18 protein-coding genes and 1 tRNA gene are annotated in these 19,958 nt (G+C 60.0%); 13 read left to right on the top strand and 6 right to left on the bottom strand.

Annotated features, from left to right (window positions below):
* Window positions 1-7 precede the first annotated feature (7 nt).
* Window positions 8-472 carry a hypothetical protein gene (locus tag AC1ENN_RS10080; RefSeq protein WP_449647139.1) on the bottom strand — a complete coding sequence of 155 codons (465 nt, stop codon included), beginning with the start codon at window positions 470-472 and terminating at the stop codon, window positions 8-10.
* Window positions 473-552: 80 nt separating this feature from the next.
* Here AC1ENN_RS10080 and AC1ENN_RS10075 point away from each other — a divergent pair.
* Window positions 553-625: transfer RNA gene (locus AC1ENN_RS10075), tRNA-Glu, on the top strand.
* A gap of 152 nt (window positions 626-777) precedes the next feature.
* Here AC1ENN_RS10075 and AC1ENN_RS10070 read toward each other — a convergent pair.
* On the bottom strand, window positions 778-1,455 hold the full coding sequence (locus AC1ENN_RS10070) for a DsbA family protein (RefSeq protein ID WP_480405989.1): 678 nt from the start codon (window positions 1,453-1,455) through the stop codon (window positions 778-780).
* A gap of 349 nt (window positions 1,456-1,804) precedes the next feature.
* Here AC1ENN_RS10070 and AC1ENN_RS10065 point away from each other — a divergent pair, with 349 nt between their 5' ends.
* The gene (locus AC1ENN_RS10065) at window positions 1,805-3,049 is read left to right on the top strand and encodes an acyl-CoA dehydrogenase family protein (RefSeq protein ID WP_480405988.1); all 1,245 of its coding nucleotides are present in this window, start codon (window positions 1,805-1,807) and stop codon (window positions 3,047-3,049) included.
* On the opposite strand, the gene AC1ENN_RS10060 is transcribed toward AC1ENN_RS10065, so the two are convergent.
* Entirely contained in the window at window positions 3,046-4,986 is a 1,941-nt protein-coding gene (locus AC1ENN_RS10060; RefSeq protein WP_480405987.1) for a heavy metal translocating P-type ATPase, read from the bottom strand. The genes AC1ENN_RS10065 and AC1ENN_RS10060 overlap by 4 nt on opposite strands.
* A 256-nt stretch (window positions 4,987-5,242) precedes the next feature.
* Between AC1ENN_RS10060 and AC1ENN_RS10055 the strand changes: the two genes are divergently transcribed.
* Entirely contained in the window at window positions 5,243-6,247 is a 1,005-nt protein-coding gene (locus AC1ENN_RS10055; protein WP_480406942.1) for a TerC family protein, read from the top strand.
* A 57-nt stretch (window positions 6,248-6,304) separates the two neighbouring features.
* On the opposite strand, the gene AC1ENN_RS10050 is transcribed toward AC1ENN_RS10055, so the two are convergent.
* Window positions 6,305-7,393 (bottom strand): Glu/Leu/Phe/Val dehydrogenase family protein, encoded by a 1,089-nt coding sequence (locus tag AC1ENN_RS10050; RefSeq protein WP_449647135.1) that lies wholly within the window; start codon window positions 7,391-7,393, stop codon window positions 6,305-6,307.
* A 168-nt stretch (window positions 7,394-7,561) separates the two neighbouring features.
* Between AC1ENN_RS10050 and leuC the strand changes: the two genes are divergently transcribed.
* The 6 genes from leuC to AC1ENN_RS10020 are packed head-to-tail and all read left to right on the top strand — an operon-like array spanning window position 7,562 to window position 13,914.
* The gene (gene leuC, locus AC1ENN_RS10045; RefSeq protein ID WP_480405986.1) at window positions 7,562-9,022 is read left to right on the top strand and encodes a 3-isopropylmalate dehydratase large subunit; all 1,461 of its coding nucleotides are present in this window, start codon (window positions 7,562-7,564) and stop codon (window positions 9,020-9,022) included.
* Window positions 9,022-9,618 (top strand): 3-isopropylmalate dehydratase small subunit, encoded by a 597-nt coding sequence (gene leuD / locus AC1ENN_RS10040; RefSeq protein WP_449647133.1) that lies wholly within the window; start codon window positions 9,022-9,024, stop codon window positions 9,616-9,618. The genes leuC and leuD overlap by 1 nt, the downstream gene beginning before the upstream one ends.
* Before the next feature lie 8 nt (window positions 9,619-9,626).
* Window positions 9,627-10,994, top strand: a complete 1,368-nt coding sequence (gene murA, locus AC1ENN_RS10035; protein ID WP_449647132.1) for a UDP-N-acetylglucosamine 1-carboxyvinyltransferase — start codon at window positions 9,627-9,629, stop codon at window positions 10,992-10,994.
* Window positions 10,995-11,030: 36 nt separating this feature from the next.
* Window positions 11,031-11,771 carry a lysophospholipid acyltransferase family protein gene (locus AC1ENN_RS10030; RefSeq protein WP_480405985.1) on the top strand — a complete coding sequence of 247 codons (741 nt, stop codon included), beginning with the start codon at window positions 11,031-11,033 and terminating at the stop codon, window positions 11,769-11,771.
* Complete coding sequence (locus AC1ENN_RS10025; RefSeq protein ID WP_449647130.1) at window positions 11,758-12,792, top strand: NAD(P)H-dependent glycerol-3-phosphate dehydrogenase; 1,035 nt, start codon at window positions 11,758-11,760, stop codon at window positions 12,790-12,792. Before AC1ENN_RS10030 ends, AC1ENN_RS10025 begins: the two co-directional genes overlap by 14 nt.
* 3 nt (window positions 12,793-12,795) lie before the next feature.
* Window positions 12,796-13,914 carry a D-alanine--D-alanine ligase family protein gene (locus tag AC1ENN_RS10020; RefSeq protein WP_480405984.1) on the top strand — a complete coding sequence of 373 codons (1,119 nt, stop codon included), beginning with the start codon at window positions 12,796-12,798 and terminating at the stop codon, window positions 13,912-13,914.
* Here AC1ENN_RS10020 and AC1ENN_RS10015 read toward each other — a convergent pair.
* Window positions 13,911-14,423: a DUF3515 family protein gene (locus tag AC1ENN_RS10015; protein ID WP_449647128.1), complete on the bottom strand. Its 513-nt coding sequence runs from the start codon at window positions 14,421-14,423 to the stop codon at window positions 13,911-13,913. The two genes, AC1ENN_RS10020 and AC1ENN_RS10015, sit on opposite strands and share 4 nt — an antisense overlap.
* A gap of 23 nt (window positions 14,424-14,446) precedes the next feature.
* On the opposite strand from AC1ENN_RS10015, the gene thiL reads away from it, so the two are divergent.
* Complete coding sequence (thiL, locus tag AC1ENN_RS10010; protein WP_480405983.1) at window positions 14,447-15,439, top strand: thiamine-phosphate kinase; 993 nt, start codon at window positions 14,447-14,449, stop codon at window positions 15,437-15,439.
* On the opposite strand, the gene rsmD is transcribed toward thiL, so the two are convergent.
* Window positions 15,409-15,993, bottom strand: coding sequence for a 16S rRNA (guanine(966)-N(2))-methyltransferase RsmD (rsmD, locus tag AC1ENN_RS10005; RefSeq protein WP_480405982.1), 585 nt, complete (start codon window positions 15,991-15,993; stop codon window positions 15,409-15,411). The genes thiL and rsmD overlap by 31 nt on opposite strands.
* Window positions 15,994-16,142: 149 nt before the next feature.
* Between rsmD and AC1ENN_RS10000 the strand changes: the two genes are divergently transcribed.
* The 3 genes from AC1ENN_RS10000 (at window position 16,143) to fgd (ending at window position 19,862) form a co-directional block, all read left to right on the top strand.
* Window positions 16,143-18,257 (top strand): ATP-dependent DNA helicase RecG, encoded by a 2,115-nt coding sequence (locus AC1ENN_RS10000; RefSeq protein ID WP_480406941.1) that lies wholly within the window; start codon window positions 16,143-16,145, stop codon window positions 18,255-18,257.
* Between the two features lie 81 nt (window positions 18,258-18,338).
* The gene (coaD, locus tag AC1ENN_RS09995) at window positions 18,339-18,827 is read left to right on the top strand and encodes a pantetheine-phosphate adenylyltransferase (protein WP_449647125.1); all 489 of its coding nucleotides are present in this window, start codon (window positions 18,339-18,341) and stop codon (window positions 18,825-18,827) included.
* An 18-nt stretch (window positions 18,828-18,845) separates the two neighbouring features.
* Window positions 18,846-19,862, top strand: a complete 1,017-nt coding sequence (gene fgd / locus AC1ENN_RS09990; protein ID WP_449647124.1) for a glucose-6-phosphate dehydrogenase (coenzyme-F420) — start codon at window positions 18,846-18,848, stop codon at window positions 19,860-19,862.
* Window positions 19,863-19,958: the final 96 nt, after the last annotated feature.

Below are 19,958 nucleotides of genomic sequence, written 5' to 3'. Positions count from 1 at the left end.
CTGGTAGTTACGCTGCAGGCACGGCTGCATCGGTCGCGATGCAGGCGTAGTCGGTCATCAGTACGTCGTCTTCTGTCGTACGTTCTGAGACGATGAACTCTTGATCGGGGCGAACGCCGTCAGCGACGGTCTCTTTGAATTCGCTAAATGTCTCGGCACAGGATGACGACACAGCGTTCTGCAGGCCACCAGCTTCACTGATTTCTGCTTTCGCTAGCTCGCCCTTGCCGATCACGATGTGGGTGTGAGCGTTGGTGCATGGAGCAACTTCAGCTTCGCTGAGATTGCTGCCGTCAACGAAGCTGAAGCAGTCTCCGACGAGCAAATCGGTGGAGCCGATAATGGCGGGCTCAAGAACCTGACCGTTATCGTCGCGCGCAAGTTCGGGATAAAGCAGCGAGCACCCCGCGAGGGCGGCGAGCACTGCGGTCGCAACGATGGTGGCAGTGGTGGCGCGCGTGATAGTAGTCAAGAATGGTCCTGTGGTTCGGAATTGGCAGTGGTGGAAAATATTGCCCCAAATTTGTGGCATACTTTTCTAGTTGTTGTGACGGCCCCATCGTACAGAGGCCTAGTACGCCGCCCTCTCACGGCGGTAACGCGGGTTCGAATCCCGCTGGGGTCACAGTAGCAAAGTTCCGGTCATGTTCGTTTGAACAGGGCCGGGACTTTCGTCGTTAAACGGTCGAGCTTCGCGAGCTCGCGAAGGCGGTCGTCGGTGGCAACTCTGTGCGCCGACGGCCGCCTGCACGGCCTTCTGCCCACCCTTAGCGCGCCCTACTGCGCTGTCTTGAGCGCCTCGTTGATCGCCTCGGGCAGATCCTCAACGCGTTGGGTATTGACGAGCTCATCGTTCACGAAAAACGATGGAGTGCTGTTGACGCCAAGCGCCTGCCCGTCCTCAAAGTCTGCTTCTACGCGAGCTTGAGTCGCTGGATCGTCAACGGCTGCGTCGTAAGCAGCGAGGTCAAGCCCGAGCTCGGCGGCATAGTCACGAAATACGCTCGCTTGCGAACCATCGGCAAAGCCCCACTCCGCCTGGGTTTCGAAAAGCTGCTGATACATCGCTTCGAATTCACCCTGCTGTGCTGCCGCCTCAGCGGCAATGGCCGCTTCCATCGAGTGCGGATGATTCGGCAGGGGAAAATAGCGCACAACATAGTTGATCTTGCCGTCGTAGTACTCGCGCATTGCCTCGACGTAGGGATAAAACTGGCCACAGGCGCTGCACTCGAAATCGAGAAATTCGACTACGGTCACCGCATCCGAATCCGCTGTGTCCAGATAGTGTGAGTCGCTTGCTGCCGCAGAGCTTGGTGATTGCGCAGTGCCGCCGCTCGCGTCATTGGTGGGGCTGGTGTCTGCCGCGTTCACGGAAACGTAGATAAACACGCCTACGGCGAGAGCGACGAGCACACCAAGCGCAACCAGGGTAGGAACAAGGGCCTTTTTCATGGAGTCTCCGACTGAGATTTGACAGTGAGTTCCGCTCAAGGGTAGCCGGGAAGTGGCTCCGCAGTCTGTCCTTTGCCTGCAAGTCGCGAGACGCCGAACGGCACGCGGCAGCCCGAGCTCGAGCGCGAGCGCGAGCGTTCTGGAGTAGGGACCGACGTCGGGTGCGGTCGCTGTGGCAGCGGGTTCGCGCCAAAAACAGCGATCGAGACTAGTCACGAAAGCACACGATGCGTAACAAGCGGTAGCGCAACGACATGAAGTCGACACAAACTCGACGGTCACTGAAATCAGGCACAGGATGTAGCCAACACCACCCAGAAAAGGGGGTCTACAACTGAGGAGAGCGACCATGTCAGACAGCACCATCACCAGCCACGCGATCGGCAATCGTTGGGCATCCATACCCCGACCGACCACGCCAGAGAGCTGGCTGCAACGCGCAGTTGAGGTGTCTGACATCCTCGCCGCCGACGCTAGTGATCGCGACGCCGCTAACCAGCCACCGCACGCAGAAGTGAAACTACTCAAGGACTCGGGACTTGTGACCGTGCTCGGGCCGATCGCGCATGGCGGCGGAGGGCAGTCATGGGAGACGACCTACAAGATCATCCGCACGATAGCTCGGGGCGATGGTTCAATAGGCCAGCTTCTTGGTTACCACTACCTGTGGGCGTGGGCAGCACGTCTTGTCGCCACGGATGAGCAGATCGCTGACATCGAGCAGCTGTACACCGAAAAGAACTTCCTCTTTGGTGGTGCCGTCAATCCCCGCGACTCCGATTTGACGGTCACGGAGGCCGGAGACGACATCGTCTTCACCGGTAATAAGTCATTCTCCACCGGCGGTGTCGTTTCGGATCTCACGGTGCTTGAGGGCATCCTCGAAGGCACCAACACCCACGTGTTCGCGATCGTTCCGACCGATCAGTCAGCTATCGTGTTCAATGGTGATTGGGACAATCTCGGCCAGCGCCTTACCGAGTCAGGTTCAGTGCAGATCAACGGCGTGCGCACGAGTTGGGCTTCGGCTTTGGGTTTCGTTAACAAAGAGTTCCAGCCGCTCACTTACGGCACCCTCAACGTTCCCGCCATCCAACTGGTCTTCGCAAATTTCTATCTCGGTATCGCCCAGGGGGCAATCGAGAACGCTTCGGCGTATACACGTACGAAGAGTCGCGCCTGGCCTTATGGCGGAGACAACAAAGCGCACGCGTCAGAGGAGTGGTACATCCTTGAGGGCTACGGCCAATTGCAATCAAAGCTGTGGGCGGATGAGGCGCTTCTTGACGCTGTCGGGAGCGAAATCAGCGCGGTTTTGCATGCGCCTCGCGCGGATCTCACCGCACGACGTCGCGGAGACATCGCTGTACGCATCGCTGCGGGCAAACTCCGAATCAGCGAAGACGGACTTGAGACGGCGACGAAGGTATTTGAGCTGGCGGGCGCGCGAGCATCCGCTAATTCGGTCGGCTTGGATATTTATTGGCGCAACTTGCGAACCCACAGCTTGCACGACCCAGCGCCCTATAAGAAGCGCGAGGTCGGTCAGTACGTGCTACTCAATGAGGTGCCGGAGCCTAGCTGGTATACCTAAGGCCGGATGTCGATGCGTGCGCGTGGTTTGTCGACACTGAGCGGAACCTCCGCAAAGCTTGGCGAGAGTCGCGCCGCGCGGATTCCGTTGACGATAACGATGAGCTCGGCAAGCTCGTGCACCAGAACGACTCCTGCGAGACCAAGCGTTCCGGTGAGGGCAAGCGGAAACAGCACAACAATGATCGCTAGTGAGAGTGCGATGTTGCCGGTCATGATTCGTCGTCCACGGCGGGCATGAGCCAAAGCAACGGGAATGAGGCGCAGGTCGTTGCCGGTGAAGGCCACATCGGCAGATTCAATGGCAGCCGCTGAGCCTGCCACTCCCATCGCAATGCCGACATCGGCGGTGGCGAGTGCTGGCGCATCATTGATGCCGTCGCCAATCATCGCGGTTGGTGATTCTGTGGCGAGCGCTGCGATGGCGTTCGACTTTTCTGCCGGCAGCAACTCGGCGCGAATATCGGTGATTCCTGCCTGGCGAGCGAGTGTCTCGGCGGTGCGAGCGTTATCTCCCGTGAGCATGAGGGTGCGGATGCCCGCCTGCGCAAGTTGCTCGACTGCTTCGGCAGCCTCTGGCCGAAGTTCGTCGCGCACACCCATGAGCCCAATTGCTTGACCGTCTCGTTCCACGGCTATCACAGTCATGCCTTCATTCGCGAGGCGCTGCGCGACGGGGGAGAGTCCTGCGACATCGAGGAAGCGCACGCTTCCGGCTCGCACGGGCACGCCGTTGAGTGTTCCCGAGATTCCTCGCCCGGCGTCTTCGCGCACATCGGTCGCCTCGGAATACTCGGGTCGTTCTGCGAGCACTGCATTCGCGAGTGGGTGTGTGCTGTGACTCTCTAGTGCAGCCGCGATGCTGAGCACTTCGGTGCTTGTCACTCCGGCAATGGTTTCCACGACGACAACGGTTGGACGGTTTTGCGTTAACGTTCCGGTCTTGTCGAAAGCAACGGTGCGGATGCTGCCCATCCGTTCGAAGGCTGCACCAGACTTGACGATTATCCCGAGCTTGCTTGCTGCGCCGATTGCTGAGATCACGGTGACGGGTACAGCGATTGCGAGAGCACACGGAGAGGCGGCAACGAGCACCACTAAGGCGCGTTCCGTCCATAGTGCGGGTTCGCCAACAAGGAAACCGTAGCCGACGATCGCGGCGGCGACTCCCAAAACTAGGGGCACAAGCGGCCGGGCAATTCTGTCGGCGAGGCGAGCACGCTCACCCTTGCGGTTATTTGCTTCTTCGACAAGTCGCACGATCGTAGTGAGGGAGTTGTCGGTGCCTTCAGCGGTTGCCCGGATGCGCAGAGTGCCGATTCCATTGATGGACCCCGCGAGCACGACGCTGTGAGCATCGACTGCGTTGGGCATCGATTCTCCGGTTATTGCCGAGGTGTCGACACTGCTGCGCCCGCTTGTGACAATTCCGTCGGTGGCTACCCGCTCGCCAGCACGCACGATGAGGATGTCGTCGATGAGGATGTCGGCTACTGCAATCTGCGAAATGCTCCCCTCGCGTTCCACGATTGCAGTCTCTGGCACAAGAGACAGGAGCGCTCGCAGTCCGTGGCGAGCACGGTCCATTGCACGATCTTCGAGGGCCTCGGCGATCGAGAAGAGGAAGGCGAGTGCGGCTGCTTCGGCAACGTGGTCGAGTGCGACGGCTCCCACGGCCGCAATCGTCATGAGCAAGCCAACACCAAGGGACCCGCGCACCAAGCGGCGGAGAGCGCCCGGCACGAAAGTGATTGCACCGGCAATCAAGCCGAGACTATAAAGCAGCGTTGTTGGCCAGCCGGTTACTCCCCATAGCTGCACGGTAAATGCCGCCACGAGCAAAAGCCCAGAGGCGGCAGGCAGTGCAAGAGCACGATCCGTCCACCACGGTGGCAGTGCATCTGCGCGCGACGGCGGCGGAGAGGCAATCGTCAGCATGGGAAGACTGTACAGCAGGCGTCCACCGCGATTGTTTCGGCTCGACGCGAAAGTCCTCTGCGCAACCTGTGAATTCGCAGGCAGCGCAGAAGTGTCGGTCAGCTATCATTGTGAACGCGAAGGGGAGTATCCCACCTCGTTGTACTCGTCAATACGAACCACTCAGTAGTGGCTCCGGGGCAACGGCATCCACCATTCAGCTGGATGCGGGAGAGACTTTCGAGACTTGCGGCACCTCGAAACCCCCGAATGGAAAATCTTGACCACTCTGCCTATCTGGTTCGAAGCAACTTCCCTGACGGTGCTGCTGATTATCCTCGCAGCCGACCTCGTCATGGCCTACAAGCGTCCGCACATTCCGAGCACTCGCGAATCTGCGCTCTGGGTTGGCTTCTATGTGAGCCTCGCGCTTATCTTCGCCCTCATGATGTTCCTCCTCGGCGATGTCGAGCAGGCCGGGCAGTTCATTGCCGGTTGGGTCACCGAATACAGTCTCTCGATCGACAACCTGTTCGTGTTTGTGATCATCATGGGGCGCTTCTCGGTGCCGCGAAAGTACCAACAAGAGGTACTGATGGTCGGCATCCTGATCGCCCTCGTCTTGCGTGGCATCTTCATCCTGCTGGGCGCGCAACTGATCGAAAACTTCAGCTTCATCTTCTACATCTTCGGTGCGTTCCTGCTTTACACGGCCATTCGCCAAGTGTTCGAAGATCACGATGACATGGAACAAACTGAGAGCGGAATCATCCGTTTCTTGCGGAAGCACATCAACATTTCACCGGTATTCGATGGCGGAAAAGTGCGCACCGTGATCGACGGCAAGAAGGTCTTCACCCCGATCCTCGTCGTGTTTGTCGCCCTCGGTATCACCGACCTCGTGTTCGCGATCGACTCGATTCCCGCGATCTTCGGAATCACGACAGATCCCTTCATCGTGTTCACCGCCAACATCTTCGCGCTCATGGGGCTACGTCAGCTGTACTTCTTGCTCGGCGACCTCATCGACAAACTCGTATACCTGCACTACGGCATTGCCTTCGTGCTCGGCTTCATCGGCGTGAAACTGTTCCTCCACGCACTGCACGTGAACGAACTCCCGTTCATCAACGGGGGAGAGCCAGCACTGTGGGCGCCAGAAATTGGCACATGGACTTCGCTCATCGTCATCCTGGTCGCGATGGCGATTGCGGTCATCGCGAGCCTGGTAAAGATGAACCATGACAAGAAGCGGGAACTCGTCAGCGTCGACAACGACTAACGAGCGGCAAACTCGTTGTGGTGCGCGCCCGGCTCCAGCCAGACGCGCACTCTCTGCCTAGACGGTAGTGGCTAGTCGTGACTGCGCGAGTCGTTCTGCGGCGTCCAAGGTTGTGATTCCCTGGTCGGCTGCATCGCGGAAGATCGTGGCAACGGTCTCACCGATAGCCTCGACGCGCTTGGCGATTTCGTCAGCATCGGCATCCGGTTCTGATGCCATATCGAGGTAAATCACACCACCGCCGTTAACGACGAAGTCTGGTGCCCAGAGAATGCCGCGCTCGGCAAGTGCCTCAGCGCCATCATGCTGGGCGAGTTGGTTGTTGGCGGCTCCGACGACACCGCTGACGTTGAGTTCGCGGATAACGCGGGGGCTCAGAGCGCCACCCATTCCACAGGGAACGTAAATGTCTGCGACAACACTGTGGGCTTCATCCGCATCGACCCAGTTGGCGTCGAGTTCGGCAGCGAGTAGCTTGCGGTCGAGGTTGACGTCGGTGACCGTCAGCACAGCACCGGCAGCGGTCAGTGAGCGAGCGAGACGTCCGCCTACCTGGCCGAGACCCGAAATTACGAGGTGACGTCCGGCAAGGTCGCGAGTGCCGAAGAGGGCCTCGCAGGTGGCAAGAATGCTGGCGTGAACGCCGGCTGCAGTGGCATCTGCCGGTTCCCCTGCTCCACCCTGATCGGCGGGAAGGCCGCACACGTGTTCGGTGCGTTCGGCGACGATGGACATGAGCTCGGCGCTCGTACCAACATCTTCCGCCGTCATGTAAGCACCATTGAGGCTTTCGATGGCATCGCCGAGGTCAAGCATTGCGTCACGCTTCTGCGCGGGAGTAAGAACAATGCCCATCGGAACGTGGATGACCGACTTGCCGCCTCCGCGGTTGAGCCCGGCGGCAGAGTTCTTGAGAGTCATCGCGGCCGAGAGGCGCAGGGAGTCGGCTACGGCATCCGTCCAGTGCGGGTAGTTCCACATTCGTGCTCCACCCAGGGCTTGCCCGAGGACGGTGGAGTGGACGGCGACGCTAATAACGAGGCCGGAACGTTTGCCCGTAGAGACGAGGACATTCTCGTGCGAGAACTCCGCATTTTCGATAGCGGATACGGGGGCTTCTAACGTCGTTGACGCTTGCGTAATCATGAACTTCTCCTGCGAGTGGGCCTTGTGGGCAAAACAACAAAATGGCAAGTGGTGGTAGCGCGAGGGTGGTGCGCTGTGGCCAGCATACTGCCGACGCAGACAGAAGTAGACTAGAGAGATTGAGCCGCGCATTTTGCGGCACGATCGTCGATTCGAAAGAGGTGCGCTATGGGCAAGACCCTGGCAGAAAAAGTGTGGGATGACCATCTGGTCGTCAAGGGTGCCGATGGCACTCCCGACCTCATTTACATCGACCTTCACCTTGTGCACGAAGTCACGAGCCCTCAAGCATTCGATGGACTTCGGATGGCCGGGCGCCCCGTTCGTCGACCCGACCTGACCATTGCCACCGAAGACCACAACACTCCGACTCTCGCGATCCACAAGCCGATCGCTGACCTCACCAGTCGTACCCAGATTGAAACCCTGCGCAAGAACGCGAAGGAGTTCGGTGTGCGGCTGCATTCACTCGGCGACATCGAGCAGGGAATCGTTCACGTCGTTGGCCCGCAGCTTGGCCTCACGATGCCCGGCATCACCGTGGTCTGTGGCGACTCGCACACCAGCACGCACGGCGCCTTCGGTGCCATGGCCTTCGGCATCGGTACGAGTGAAGTCGAGCACGTGCTCGCCACCCAGACCCTTCCTCTTAAAGCATTCAAGACAATGGCCATCACCGTTGAAGGCGAACTGCGCCCCGGCGTCACCGCAAAAGACATCATCCTTGCCGTCATCGCGCAGATCGGAACCGGCGGAGGCCAAGGTTACGTTCTCGAATTCCGCGGAAGCGCCATCCGTGCCCTCTCTATGGAGGGGCGCATGACAATCTGCAACATGTCGATCGAAGCTGGCGCCCGCGCCGGAATGATCGCCCCAGACCAGATCACCTACGACTATCTTCAGGGTCGCCCGCACGCACCAGAGGGTGCCGACTGGGATGCCGCTGTTGAGTACTGGAACACGCTCGCCACCGACGATGACGCCGTCTTCGACGCCGAAGTCTTCCTCGATGCCAACACGCTAGAGCCGTTCGTCACTTGGGGAACCAACCCCGGCCAGGGCGTCTCGCTCAGCGACAACGTTCCCGTGCCCGCCGAAATTGCCGACGTCAACGAACGCGCTTCCGCAGAACGCGCGATCGAATACATGGCGCTTGAGGCAGGCATGCCAATGAAAGACATCCGCGTGGATGCTGTCTTCATGGGCTCGTGCACCAATAGTCGTATCGAAGATTTGCGCGCATTCGCGTCCATCATTCAGGGGCGCAAGAAAGCGGATCACATTCGCGTCATGGTCGTGCCAGGCTCCGCGCGCGTGCGCATCGAAGCCGAAGCCGAAGGCATCGACAAGATCGTCGAAGAGTTCGGCGCAGAGTGGCGCTTCGCAGGCTGCTCGATGTGTCTCGGAATGAACCCAGACCAGCTGGCGCCTGGCGAGCGGTGCGCCTCAACAAGCAACCGCAACTTCGAAGGCCGCCAAGGCAAAGGAGGGCGCACCCACCTGGTGTCTCCACTCGTTGCCGCAGCCACCGCCATCCGCGGAACCCTCTCTAGCCCCTGGGATCTCGACAACAGCCCCCTGCCAGAGCAGATGGCGCTCGCCGCAACGACCGCTGAGGAGTCACGCTAATGGACAAGGTCACCACCGTCAGCGGAATCGCCGTTCCGCTCAAGCGCAGCAATGTCGACACCGACCAGATCATCCCCGCCGAGTTTCTCAAACGAGTAACCAAGACCGGATTCGATGATGCGCTCTTCTTTGCATGGCGCCAAGACCCCGACTTCATTCTCAATCGTGAGCCATACAATCAGGGCAAAATCTTGGTTACCGGTTCCGACTTCGGCACGGGCTCTAGCCGCGAGCACGCTGTGTGGGCGCTTCGCGATTACGGTTTTCAGGCAGTTCTCAGTTCCCGTTTTGGCGATATTTTTCGTGGCAATTCTGGAAAGCAGGGTCTGCTCGCAGCCCAGCTAACAGAAGACGAAATCGAGACAATCTGGGCTCTCATCGAAGCAGATCCCGGGCTCGAGGTGACAGTCGATCTCGAAGCTCGCACGGTAACTGCAGGTGCTGCGCAGTTCACTTTCGAGATAGATGATTACACTAGGTGGCGTTTGCTCGAAGGGCTCGATGACATCGGCCTGACTTTGAGAAACGAAACAGACATCACGGAGTTCGAAAGCCGCCGAGAATCATGGCGACCTAAAACTTTGCCAGCGAAGTAGAGGTAACGATGAATCCATTGGCTCAAGATGCCACAGCGGCAGCCAAGCGAACCGGCTTGCTTTCCAACCAGATCATTATCAACGGCGGAAAGCCCCTTCGGGGACGCATCAACGTGCGTGGTGCTAAGAACCTCGCTACCAAAGCAATGGTCGCGGCTCTTCTCGCCGACACCCCCAGTGTGCTTAGGGATGTTCCCGCCATCAGTGACGTTCGCGTCGTCACCGGAATGCTCGAAGCGTATGGCGTTACCGTTACAGAAACGGGCGATGGCGAGCTGACCCTCGACCCTAAAAACGTGCTCAAGGCCCACTTTGCCAAGATTGACGCGCTCGCAGGTTCGAGCCGCATCCCGATCCTGTTCTGCGGTCCACTCCTGCACCGCCTCGGCGAAGCTCTCATTCCCGACCTCGGTGGTTGCCGCATCGGTGACCGCCCCATCGACTTCCACTTGGATGCTCTGCGAGCGTTCGGCGCGATCGTCGACAAGAGCTACGAAGGCATTCGCCTGACAGCTCCTGAAGGTCTTCACGGTGCGGACATCGAACTGCCGTACCCCAGCGTCGGAGCGACCGAACAAGTACTGCTCACGGCTGTACTGGCTAAGGGAGTCACCGAGCTCAAGGGCGCGGCGATCGAGCCCGAGATCATGGATCTCATCGCTATCCTGCAAAAAATGGGCGCCATCATCAACGTTGAGCCCAACCGCGTCATCTTCATTGAGGGCGTCGAGAAGCTCAGCGGCTACAACCACCGCGCACTGTTCGACCGCAACGAAGCCGCAAGCTGGGCATCCGCTGCTCTTGCAACCGGTGGTGACATTTTCGTTGAGGGCGCTAAGCAGCAAGAGCTCATGAATTTCTTGAACATCTTCCGCAAAGTGGGCGGTGCGTTCGATATTGCCGAAGACGGCATCCGGTTCTGGCATCCAGGCGGGCCGCTCAAGCCGGTCGTTATCGAAACCGATGTGCACCCCGGCTTCATGACCGACTGGCAGCAGCCCCTAATCGTTGCTCTCACGCAGGCGGAAGGTCGCTCTGTTGTGCACGAGACCGTCTACGAGAACCGTCTCGGATTCACCTCAGCGCTGATCGAAATGGGCGCCAACATTGTGGTGCACGAAGAGGGGCTGGAATCAATCAGCCGTCGTGTTCCCCGTCGCCCACTCGAACAGGCCGCCGTCATCATCGGACCAACGCCTTTGCACGGTGCCGATGTTGAGATTCCTGACCTTCGCGGCGGCTTCAGCCACCTCATTGCCGCACTGACCGCCGAGGGGCAGTCAACTGTCAGCAACATTGGCATCATTGCTCGTGGCTACGAGCACTTCGTTGACAAGCTTGAATCTTTGGGTGCCGACTTCATCTACGAGGGATAACCAGCAGTGTCGTCAAGCCCAAAGGCGGGAGCACGCGTGAAATCTGAGAAGACAGCTGCATTTCGTCTGCTCGCATTCCTGCTGCTCCCCGCCATGACCTTCTTGGCGAAGTACACACTGCATGACGTGCACAACGTTCCCGCTCACGGCGCGTTCGTGATGTCGCCCAATCACTACAGCAATATCGATCCCATCGTGATTGGTGTTGCCATGTGGAAGATTGGTCGGATGCCGCGCTACATGGCCAAGGCGTCGCTGTTCACGGTTCCCGTTCTCGGGTGGTTGATGAAGAAATCGGGTCAAGTTCCTGTCGAGCGTGCCTCCCGCAGTCGCGAAGGCGGCGACCCGCTCAAAGCCGCCCGCCACATCGCCGACCAGGGACTCGCCGTAGTGGTGTACCCGGAGGGCTCGCTCACACGCGAACCCAATATGTGGCCGATGCGTGGAAAAGCGGGAGCGGTGCGAACGGCGCTCGAAGCGGGTATTCCTCTGATCCCCGCTGCAAGCTGGGGCGCGCAAGAAATTTTGCCGCGATACTCCAAACGGATCAGCGTTTTTCCCCGTAAGACTGTTCACATTCGTTTTGGCGAGCCAGTAGACCTGTCAGAGTTTAAGGGCAAGCATTTAGATGCGCGCACGCTTGCTGAAGCAACGGAGAAACTCATGACCGCAATTACGGCCCTTCTCGAAGAGCTTCGGGGCGAAACTGCCCCGAAGATGCGCTACAACCCGGCCGACCATGGCCAGAGTGAGGTTGGTCGTTTTGAGCAACGTTAACGCGGGACCCGATCATGCCCCCGCCCGCCGTGTAGCAGTTCTTGGCGCTGGTTCTTGGGGCACGACGTTCTCAAAAATTCTTGCCGACGGCGGCAACGACGTAGCGCTGTGGGCTCGCCGCCCTGAGCTTGCCCGCGAAATCTCGCAATCTAAGCGCAACAGTGACTACCTGCCGGGCATCAATTTGCCGCGGTCACTTTGGGCGAGCGACAAGCTGCACGAAGTTCTCGAAGGCGCAGAGCAGGTTTACCTGTCTGTGCCTAGCCAGTCTTTGCGCGAGAATCTGCGGATCGTTCGCGAGCTGATTCCCGAGGATGCCCTCATCGTCTCGCTCATGAAGGGTGTCGAAAAGGGCACTGGCGCGCGCATGAGTGAAGTGATTTTGCAAGAACTGGGTGTCGACCCCAACCGGGTTGCCGTGGCATCCGGCCCCAACCTTGCTCTAGAGATCGCCAAAGAGCAGCCAACAGCGGCAGTGATGAGCAGTGCGAGTCTTGAGACCGCGACCACCGTTGCGGTAACCGCACGCAATCGCTATTTCCGGTCGTTTGTCAACACGGATGTCATCGGCACCGAATTTGGCGGAGTCCTCAAGAACCTGATCGCTGTTGCGATCGGAATCGTCGATGGAGTCGGCTACGGCGAAAACACAAAGGCGTCGATCATCACCCGTGGACTTGCCGAGATGACTGATTTCTCGGTCGCCTTCGGTGCTCGAGCAGAAACCCTTGCGGGCCTTGCCGGTCTCGGAGACCTCATCGCCACGTGTGAATCGTCGCTCTCACGCAACAACACGGCAGGGCGCTTGCTCGGTCAGGGCTACAGCTTCTCTGAAGTCATCAAGCAGATGAATCAGACCGCTGAAGGTCTCTCGTCTGTTGCCCCCATTCTTGAACTGGCGCTGTCGAAGGGCGTCGACATGCCGATCGTGAGCCAGGTTGCTGAGGTTTTGGCCGGTACGCTCGCTCCGCGGGATATTGCTCCGCATTTGACAACTGACGACCTTCCTCAGGGGGAGTAAACGATGACGGACGCGCCCACAACGACGGCCAAGTCCATGGTGACTGTAGTTCTCCTCTTTGGTGGTCGTTCTTCGGAACACAGCATCAGCTGTGCCACAGCAGGGGGCGTACTTTCGGCGATTGATCGTGCGAAGTTCACGGTGATTCCGGTGGGGATCACGCGTGACGGCGCTTTCACATTGCAGCCTGACGACGCTGAGGGGTTTGCGCTGAACCCCGAGGCGATGCCTGAAGTTGCCGACAATGGCACTCGGGTGCACTGGCCGGATTCGTCGCTCTCGAGCGAGCTGACGATTACGGAAGCCGATGGCTCTACCCGCAGTCTCGGCGACGTTGATGTAGTGTTCCCGATTCTGCACGGCCCCTTTGGTGAAGACGGCACAATTCAGGGCCTCATCGAGTTGACCGGTCTGCCCTACGTCGGCAACGGTGTCCTCGCCTCGGCGATGGGGATGAACAAACACTTCACGAAACTCGCGCTCGAAGCTGCCGGTGTTGCCGTTGCTCCGTGGGTGACGGTATCTGCGGTGCAGTGGCAACGCGATCCTTCTGCCTGGCGTGAGCGTGCCTCGACTCTCGGGTTCCCTGTCTTCGTCAAGCCCGCTCGCGCAGGATCATCGGTCGGCGTCACCAAAGTTAACGCTCGGGCCGAGCTCGACGCAGCATTTGAGATCGCTTTTGCCGAAGATTCGACTGCTCTCGTTGAACAAGCGATGACCGGCCGTGAGATTGAGTGTGGTGTGCTCTCGGGGCGCGACGGCACGGATACCCGTGTGAGCGTTGCCGGGGAAATTGTTGTCACCGGGCGCGACTTTTATGACTTTGAGGCCAAATATCTCGACGTTTCGGCGGCCGAACTCATTTGCCCGGCGCCGCTCCATGATGGAGAACTGTGGCAGATGCAACGCACCGCTGCTCGCGCTTTCGAAGCGATCGGGGGAGCAGGGCTCGCCCGGGTCGATTTCTTCTTTGACGGCACCGAGTTCGTGGTTAACGAAATCAATACCCTGCCGGGCTTCACGCCGATCTCGATGTTCCCCAAGTGTTGGGCTGCCAGCGGGATGAGCTATCCGGAACTCATCGATGAACTCATCGAGTTGGGGCTCGAAACCGTGCGCTAACCTGTCGTCTCTGACAGCGCAACGCAGAAACGATCGGGAACGATCTGGCTTACCGCGCCAGCAAGCTCAACGAGTGCATCGAACCCAGACACCTCGTCGCCCTCGACATCAGGGTCACCGTCGCTATCAATGATCACTTGCACGGCAGGATCGCGGCCATACGTCGTGAAGACATAGTTCGGTGCATCGCTATCGTCACGCAGCCAGTCGACGCCATTGTCGGGAGCAGTGACGCACGCCAACGATGCCGTCGGATCGGGCACGGCTACTCCGCAACGCAAGAGAACATTGGCTGGTTCTCCCCAAGCTCCAGTTCCCTGCGCGTTAGTCTCACGAATATCCAGACCCGCAACAGTGTCAGGCAAGCGCACAATAACTTCGGCGCAGGTAGGGTTCGCCGCATCATCCGCTGGCTCGAGAGCAACAATCGACGCGCATCCGGTAAGCAGAGCAACAAGCGGGACCACAGCGAGCATGGCCAAAACGGGGGTGCGGGTCGTCGATCTCATCGCCTTCAGGCTACCGTGAGAATATGACGAAAGACCGCGAGGGCGACCACCGTGACACACTCGGCCAGGTCGGGGAACTGGATGCCCTTAAGCGCATCTTTCCGCGGCTACCCTCCGCTGCCGCCGAACTAATCGGGCCCGGCGACGACTCCGCAGTGCTGGCAACGCCAGACAGGCGTGTGGTGATCACGACAGACATGATGATTCACGGCCCCGATTTTCGACTCGCGTGGTCGACTCCCTACGATCTTGGCTGGAAAGCTGCTGCCACGAACCTCTCAGACATCGCAGCGATGGGCGCTGTGCCCACTGGCCTCGTGGTTGCGATTGCCGCCCCCAACGACACCCCGGTCGCCTCGCTCGAAGCGATCGCCGACGGGCTCCGTGAGGGTTGCGAAGCGCTAGCGCCCGGCAGCGGAGTGATCGGCGGCGACCTCTCGGTCTCACCGGTGCTCACCATTGTCATTACGGCTTTCGGTGACCTAGAGGAGCGTGCGCCCGTGCTGCGGTCCGGTGCACAACTCGGTGACGTCATCGCGGTTTCTGGAACGCTCGGCCTCGCCGCCGAAGGGCTTCGTCTGCTCTTCACCGAAGGAGTAGTTGAGGGCGAACCGGATGCTGCCGCCGCTGCTTCACTCGCGACGCAGTATCCCGAGGCCATCGCCGCCCAACTCCGGCCATCGCCTCCCATCGCGGATGGCAAAGCAGCATCGCTCGGGGGAGCCACAGCCATGCTCGACCTGAGCGATGGGCTCGCGATTGATGCCCGCCGTATTGCTACCGCGAGCGGTGTTGCTCTCGATCTGTCATCCGAGTCGGTGGGTGGCCGGGCGCAGCTTGACGGTGGCGAAGATCACTCGCTGCTCGCGACATTTCCGCAGGCGGTCGAATTGCCGGCGGGGTTCCGTGCGATCGGCCGCGTTGTCGAGGGGGAGGGCCTTCTCGTCGATGGGGTGGCCTACACCGAGCGTGGTGGCTGGGATCCTTATGCTGGCTGGGATGGCGCTTCGGGCTGAACCCAGTAGAGCGTTGTGTCGCCGTAGTCTTTGCGGCGGTCGAGCTCGAGACCGGCGGGCCATTCGGGCTCAGGGTCGCGCGAACTGCGTTCCACAACGACGAGAGCATCGGGGCTGAGTTGGCCTGACAGCAGCTCTAGAGCCACGAGAAGTTCGGCGTTGCCCAGCTCGTACGGTGGGTCAATGAACACCAGATCCCATTGATCACCGGATGTCTCTAAGAATGTGTGCACGGCGCGGGCGGCGGTCAGAATGATCGGCTTTGAGCCGCGGGGAGCTTGTGCGGCGATGAGGGTCGCGTTCTTGCGGCAGGCATCGGCGGCACGAGGATTTTTCTCCACGAGCGTGACATGGGGTGCGCCGCGTGATGCCGATTCGAGGCCGAGGGCGCCGGTGCCGGCATAGAGGTCGAGAACTCGGGCGCCATCGATGGCGTCGCGGGCTTCGAGGGCCGAGAAGATTGCTTCGCGAAGGCGATCACTTGTGGGGCGCGTGCCCGCGCTGGGGACGGCAATGGTGAGGGAGCCAGCGTAGCCGGCGATAATGCGTGTCATAGCGTGTCGAGCCTAGCCGAGAGCCCTCGCGCACGTAGTTCAGTGCCCGGTGACAAGGGAACGCCGGTGGCCACCGGTACTCTGTGAGAGTGACCTCGCCCCTCGATCAGAAGCTCAGTGCCGTGCTGGGCGGGCGCACCGCAACCTCGATGCAACGCGGGCTCGGTTTGGTGACTGTCGGCGATCTCATGACGCACTATCCGCGGCGTTATGCGCGGCGCGGTGAGCTCACTGCTCTGGCCCAGTTGCCGCTCGATGAGGCCGTCACGATCGTGGCTGAGGTTCGCGAGGTGCGCAATCGCCCGATGCGCAACAAGCGCGGGTCGATCCTTGAAGTGTCGATCAGCGACGGCACGGGCATCCTGACTCTCACGTTTTTCAATCAGGCCTGGCGAGCGAATGAACTGTCACCGGGCGTCCGCGGAATTTTTGCTGGCAAAGTCGGCCAATATCGGGGCACGCGCCAGCTCGCTCACCCTGATTACGAACTTTTTGATCGGGATGCGCTTGAGCTGAAGAAACCTGAGCAGGCGAAGGCGTGGGCTGAGCAACCCATTCCGATTTACCCGGCAACGTCAACCGTGGCGAGTTGGCAGATTCAGAAAGCGGTCGAGGTCGTGCTCGACACTCTTGGACCTCTCGACGATCCTGTTCCGGATGCCGTACGTCGCGAGCGTGAGCTGCTTCCATTTGCGAAGGCGCTTGAGCAAGTGCATCGCCCGAAGGTTGACTCGGATTGGCGAGCAGCTCGGGACACTCTGCGTTTTCAGGAGGCGTTCGTTTTGCAGTCTGCACTGTTGCAGCAACGACAGAGGCAGCGTGAATCTGAGGCGATTGCGCGCACGGCTGGGTCGCTCGTGGACGGTTTTGATGCGGCGCTTCCGTTCGTGCTGACTGGTGATCAGCAGACGGTGGGGGAGCAGATCTTTCACGATCTGGCCGAGCCGGTTCCGATGAATCGTCTGGTGCAGGGCGAAGTGGGCTCTGGCAAGACTCTCGTGGCATTGCGAGCGATGCTGGCGGTGGCCCAGTCGGGTGGGCAGTCGGCCCTGCTTGCGCCAACCGAGGTGTTGGCGCATCAGCATTTCCGATCCATCGTGCGCACTCTTGGCCCCGATCTTGCGGCAGAATTGCGCCCGACTCTCATCACAGGCCAGCTCTCCACGGCCGAGCGCAAGAAGGCGCTTCTCGCGAGCGTGTCTGGCGCCTCACGCATTGTGATCGGCACCCACGCACTCTTGGGCGATGCGGTGAGCTTCGTTGACCTCGGCCTAGTTGTCGTAGACGAGCAGCACAGATTTGGTGTTGATCAGCGTGAAGCACTGCGACTGAAGGGGGCCAAGCCACCACACGTTCTCGTTCTTACGGCGACACCCATCCCTCGCACGGTCGCGATGACAGTCTTTGGTGACCTCGATATTTCGTCGATCGCCGAATTGCCCGCTGGTCGCCAACCCATCAGCAGTCATGTGGTTCCGCTGGCCGAAAAACCCGGTTGGGTGTCTCGTGTGTGGCAGCGTTTAGCCGAGGAACTCGCTATTGGCAGGCAAGGTTTCGTCGTGTGCCCCGCTATCGATGCCAAGACGCAAGAGCCCGGCAGTGACCCTGCGCCGGCAGCGGCTGATGATCCGGATGCCGGACCGCCGCGACCTATCGCCAACGTTACTGAGGTGTTGGCTTCGCTACGCAGCAACGAGGTGCTCGCAGGTAAGCGCATCGAGGCACTCCATGGCAAGTTGTCGAGCGACGAAAAAGATGACCTTATGCGGGCGTTCGCTGCCGGTGATGTCGATGTTCTTGTCGCAACGACAGTGATCGAGGTTGGCGTTGACGTGCCAAACGCTTCTGTGATGGTCGTGCTTGACGCTGATCGCTTCGGGGTATCCCAGTTGCACCAGTTGCGCGGCCGTGTTGGCCGAGGTGGCGTGCCGGGCCTGTGCCTGTTTGTGACTGCAGCGGAGGTGGAGTCGCTTGCCCGCGAACGTGTTGAGGCTGTGGCATCCACTCTTGATGGTTTCGAGTTGGCGAACAAAGACCTTGAGCTTCGTCGTGAAGGTGATGTGCTCGGCGGTGTGCAATCGGGTGGGCGTTCGAGTTTGAAGCTGTTGCGGGTGGCCAATGACGGGCAACTCATTACGGAAGCGCGGGAGGCTGCGCAGGCGGTCTTGGCTGACGATCCGTCTCTGGCCGAGCATCCGGCGCTCGCCGAAGCACTCACGCGTCGCCTTGATGAGAGCGCAGAAGCCTTCCTCGGCAAGAACTAAGTCCCTGTGACCTTGCTGGCGAGTTTCCTCGCACAGCGAACTCCCACGCGGTGAGCAGCACTCAGCCACTATCGTTGAGGCATGAGTCGGATCGCTGTCGTTCCTGGGTCCTTTGACCCTGTCACCCTGGGCCACCTGGATGTGATTGAGCGGGCAGCAAGAACCTTTGACGAGGTGCACGTTGTTGTCGTGCACAACCCGGGCAAGACGGCGCTTCTGCCGATCGCACAGCGGGTTTCGCTCATTGAGCAGGCGGTGGCGGATGCACGGCTTGCCGGCAACATTCGGGTCACGAGTTGGAGCATGGGTTTGCTCGTCGACTACTGCACCGAGGTTGGGGCGAGTGTCATTGTTAAGGGCATCCGTTCTCAAGTGGATGTCGCGTACGAAACCCCGATGGCGATCGTGAACCGCGATCTTGCTGCTGTCGAAACAATTTTCATGCTGCCAAACCCTGAACACGCTTATGTTTCGAGCTCGCTTGTGCGGCAGGTTGCCGCTCTGGGCGGCGATGTTGCGCCGTACGTTCCGCGGTCAGTTTCTGATTTTTTGCAGGCGCCTCGCGAGTAGTACGGGCACAATGGGTCTATGACTCTTACTCTCGGATACAAAGCCTCAGCTGAACAGTTTGCCCCACGTGAGCTCGTAGAGATTGCGGTCGCGGCCGAAGCCCATGGCATGGAGAGTGTTGCGGTAAGCGATCATTTCCAGCCCTGGCGTCATGAGGGTGGTCATGCACCGTTCTCACTGAGCTGGATGGCTGCTGTTGGAGAGCGCACGAGCACGATTCGGATTGGCACGAGCGTGATGACCCCCACTTTCCGTTACAACCCTGCCGTTCTGGCGCAGGCTTTTGCCACGATGGGTTGCCTTTATCCTGGGCGCATCATGTTGGGGGTTGGCACGGGTGAAGCGCTCAACGAGGTCGCTACCGGATTCCGTGGTGCTGGCGCGCAGGACTGGCCCGAGTTCAAGGAGCGGTTTGCGCGCTTGCGCGAATCAGTGCGCCTCATGCGTGCACTCTGGACCGAGGATCGGGTGTCGTTCGAGGGAGAGTACTACTCCACTCACGAAGCCAGCATTTATGACCGCCCCGACCAGCCCATCCCGATTTACATTGCTGCGGGCGGCCCGATGGTTGCCCGCTACGCCGGTCGTGCCGGTGATGGTTTCATTTGCACCTCTGGCAAGGGCATGGAGCTCTACAACGACGCGCTCATTCCTGGCGTCAAGGAGGGTGCGGCTAAGGCTGACCGCAAGTTCGAGGACATCGACCGGATGATCGAAATCAAGCTCTCCTACGACACCGACGCCGAGCTCGCCCTCGAAAATACACGTTTCTGGGCCCCGCTTGCGCTCTCGAAGGAGCAGAAGCACGACATCACTGATCCGATCGAGATGGAGAAGGCTGCTGACGCGCTGCCGATCGAACAAATCGCTTCGCGGTGGATCGTGGGCAACGACCCAGACAAGATTGTTGAAGAGATTCGCCAGTATGTGGATGCCGGACTCAATCACCTCGTGTTCCACGCGCCCGGGGGCGACCAGCGTCGTTTCCTCGAGCTCTTCGAGCGCGACATCGCACCGCGATTGCGGGCGCTGTAGCGACTAGAGCGCGAAGTACTTAACGAACGATGGGCGGATGCGTGAAGCATCCGCCCATCGTTGGTGTGTGGCGTTGGCGCGTCGACAGCGGCGTGC

The organism is Rhodoglobus sp. G.S.23 (genome assembly GCF_056675935.1).
This window is presented reverse-complemented; position numbering and strand designations above follow the sequence as displayed.